Origin of the sequence: Streptococcus suis, assembly GCF_002964575.1 — a bacterium.
GTDB classification, from domain to species: domain Bacteria; phylum Bacillota; class Bacilli; order Lactobacillales; family Streptococcaceae; genus Streptococcus; species Streptococcus suis_R.
In genome coordinates this window covers 1-3,574 of the sequence record NZ_POQQ01000006.1, presented here as the reverse complement: position 1 = coordinate 3,574, position 3,574 = coordinate 1, and the positions used below count along the sequence as shown (strand labels likewise).

Annotated in this window: 3 protein-coding genes; all 3 read left to right on the top strand. The window is 44.9% G+C overall.

All coding sequences use genetic code 11. The features are described 5' to 3' along the window. Positions 1-2,076: MucBP domain-containing protein (locus tag C1E58_RS00385; RefSeq protein WP_238142200.1), on the top strand; the 2,076-nt coding region annotated here is incomplete at its 5' end. 224 nt (positions 2,077-2,300) lie between these two features. Then, positions 2,301-2,708: a GNAT family N-acetyltransferase gene (locus tag C1E58_RS00380; RefSeq protein ID WP_105113892.1), complete on the top strand. Its 408-nt coding sequence runs from the start codon at positions 2,301-2,303 to the stop codon at positions 2,706-2,708. Positions 2,709-2,830: 122 nt separating this feature from the next. Next, the gene (locus C1E58_RS00375) at positions 2,831-3,442 is read left to right on the top strand and encodes an FMN-dependent NADH-azoreductase (RefSeq protein WP_105113893.1); all 612 of its coding nucleotides are present in this window, start codon (positions 2,831-2,833) and stop codon (positions 3,440-3,442) included. Positions 3,443-3,574: the final 132 nt, after the last annotated feature.

Below are 3,574 nucleotides of genomic sequence, written 5' to 3'. Positions count from 1 at the left end.
TCCTTCACTGTTGTTGTGAAAGCTAAAACTGTTACAGTCACCCCAGAAGATCCTAAGAATCCAGGTACACCAGTAGATCCAGGCAAGCCAGACGGACCAAAATGGCCAGATGGAGTCAAAGAAAGTGACCTCAATCAAACCGTCACACGAGTTATCAAGTACCAATACGAAGATGGCTCAGAAGCTCAGCCAGATGTCGTTGAAACGCTGACCTACAAACGTACTGCGACCGTTAACCTAGTGACTAAAGAAGTGACTTATGGTGACTGGACCTCAACTGATGATGACTTCGACAAAGTAGACACACCAGCAATTGCAGGCTACACACCAGATAAGGCAAGTGTAGCAGCTGAAGTGGATGTAGCAGCTACAGCTCCAGACACTGAAGTTATCGTTACCTATGTCAAGGATGTTCCGAAAGAAGCAACTGTTACAATCAAGTACGTGGATGAGAATGGTCTCGAGATTCTTCCACCAGAAACCATCACAGGTAAGATTGGTGATCCATACACAACCAGCGGCAAGGTGATTTCAGGTTACTATCTAGTAGAAGTGCCAGTGAACCAAACAGGAATAATTTCTGCTAGTGGTACAACCGTTGTCTATGTCTATGGCAAACTCGGTTCATGGGTTCCAAGTGTTCCGACAGGAGTAGACCCAGTACCGCCAATTCCGTATCCGAACGACCCAACGGATCCAAGTAAACCGGGTACTGATTTGCCAGTTTTGCCACATGTTCCAGGTCATATTCCAGTCGGACCAGACGGCGTAAGTCCATTGACCCCAGTCGATCCAAGTGATCCAAGCAAGGGCTATGTCTTGCCGCCAGTTCCATCAAATCCAGGAACAGATACTCCGATTACCTATGTGCCTGAAGCACCGAAAGAAGCAACTGTCACAGTCAAGTACGTGGATGAGAATGGTCGTGAGATTCTTCCACCAGAAACCATCACAGGCAAGGTTGGTGATCCATACACAACCAGCGGCAAGGTGATTTCAGGGTACTATCTAGTAGAAGTGCCAGCGAACCAAACAGGAACAATTTCTGCTAGTGGTACAACCGTTGTCTATGTCTATGGCAAACTCGGTTCATGGGTTCCAAGTGTTCCGACAGGAGTAGACCCAGTACCGCCAATTCCGTATCCGAACGACCCAATGGATCCAAGTAAACCGGGTACAGACTTGCCAGTTCTGCCACATGTTCCAGGTCATATTCCAGTCGGACCAGACGGTGTCACACCATTGACCCCAGTTAATCCAAGTGATCCAAGCAAGGGCTATATCTTGCCGCCAGTTCCATCAAATCCAGGAACTGATACTCCGATTACCTATGTGCCTGAAGCACCGAAAGAAGCAACTGTCACAGTCAAGTACGTGGATGAGAATGGTCGTGAGCTTCTTCCACCAGAAACCATCACAGGCAAGGTTGGTGATCCATACACAACCAACGGCAAGGTGATTTCAGGTTACTATCTAGTAGAAGTGCCAGCCAACCAAACAGGAACAATTTCTGCTAGTGGTACAACTGTTGTCTATGTCTATGGCAAACTCGGTTCATGGGTTCCAAGTGTTCCGACAGGAGTAGACCCAGTACCGCCAATTCCGTATCCGAACGACCCAACGGATCCAAGTAAACCGGGTACTGATTTGCCAGTTCTGCCACATGTTCCAGGTCATATTCCAGTTGGCCCAGACAGTGTCACCCCATTGACCCCAGTTGATCCAAGTGATCCAAGCAAGGGCTATATCTTGCCGCCAGTTCCGTCAAATCCAGGAACGGATACTCCGATTACCTATGTGCCTGTACCTCAGCCGCAAGAACCAATTGTTCCAAAACCTACTCGACCAACACCACCAGCTCTTCCAACCCAACCAAGTGCTCCAGTGAAACCTATGGCTCCAGTTTCCCCTACTGCGCCAGCTTCACCAACTCAAAATACAGTGACAGCCGATAAAACAAGTCAACGAACATTACCAAATACAGGTGATAGCAGTTCAGATATTGCCTTGATGGCAGGTATCAGCTTGTTAATGGCTACACTCGGCATGGTTGTGAAAGCTAGGAAGGAAGACTAGTTTTTGGTAAACATGAACAAGAGAGGATTTTCCTCTCTTGTTTTTTTATGCAGGTAAGGCTGTTAGAATGCCTATCGGCATTGTCTGTATTTCCTATAAAAATCCTTTGATAATACCTAATTTTCTGCTATACTAACAGTAGCTAATAATGGAGGTAAGACCATGGGCATTTTGACAATGGATAAAACCTTTGTATTCTAAAAAATAATACAAAGGAGAAGATCATGATTACTTACAAACAAGACCCTCAACTTGATGTTCAAGCTGTCCTTGACCTCTATGCTTCAGTTGGTTGGACAAATTATACTAACCGGCCTGCCATGTTGCAGAAGGCCTTGGAACATAGCCTGTTTGTTCTTGCGGCCTTTGACGGTGACCGTCTAGTGGGTCTCTTGCGAGCAGTTGGTGACGGGCATTCAATCGTTTTTATTCAGGACATCTTGGTCCTGCCAACCTATCAGCGTCAGGGAATTGGTCGTCATCTTTTGGAGCAGACCATTACCCACTTTTCGGAAGTTTACCAGCTTCATCTCTTGACAGAAAATACAGAGAAAACACGGTCTTTCTATGAAGCGCTTGGTTTTACAGCTGTTGATAGCCTAGATTGTATCGCCTACACCTATTTAAAATAATAGAATAATCTAAAAAAAACGAGGCTGGGAGACCAGCCTTTTGCTTCGAGCAAATGATTTGAATTTCAAATCAAAAAGAGTAGAATATATTTATCAATAATTAGTAACAATGGAGATGAACAATGGCAACTGTATTAATTGTAAAGGCCCACCCCCTCGACGCACAAAAGTCCTACGCCTTGCGGGCATTGGAAGAGTTTCAAACTCGGTACGCCAGTTTGCACCCGGAAGATAGGATTGAAATAGTAGATGTCTTTGAGGATCAGATTCCAGCCTTGGATAAGCCTTTGTTAGAATCTATGGGAGCAGCAAAAAAAGGTATAGAAATCAGTCCTGAACAAGCGGAGCAGTTAGACCGCTACAATGCCTTGACCCAACAATTTCTTGCAGCAGATAAGATTGTTGTGGTCAATCCCCTTTGGAACCTCAATGTGCCAAGTCAATTAGTGTCATGGATTAATACCATTAACGTTGCAGGCCTGACCTTCAAGTATGGACCAGAAGGCTCCATCGGATTGGTCAAGGACAAAAAACTTCTCCATATCCAGTCTAATGGTGGTGTCTATGCAGGTCAGGATCCAGCAGCCCAATACATCAAATCTATCTTTGAATTTCTTGGTTTTGAAGACATCCATCAGGTCTTCATTGAAGGGCAATCAGCAGATCCAAGTCAGGCTCAGGCTATCTATGATGAGGCAATGTCCAAAATCGATAGGATTTTGGAAACATTTTAAGCCAAAACCTCGCTCTATCTGATATACTCCCCTTATAGTGGACAGTGAAAAAACAAAAATTTTCACTAGAAACTATAAAGGGAGTTTTATTATGTCCAAAAGAAGTCCAAAGTCTGTCTCTGAGAAACTAGA

Bases quoted from the DNA above. Each gene is read 5' to 3' on its own strand.
- C1E58_RS00375 (WP_105113893.1), top strand. From the start codon at position 2,831: ATGGCAACTGTATTAATTGTAAAGGCCCACCCCCTCGACGCACAAAAG.
- C1E58_RS00380 (WP_105113892.1), top strand. From the start codon at position 2,301: ATGATTACTTACAAACAAGACCCTCAACTTGATGTTCAAGCTGTCCTT.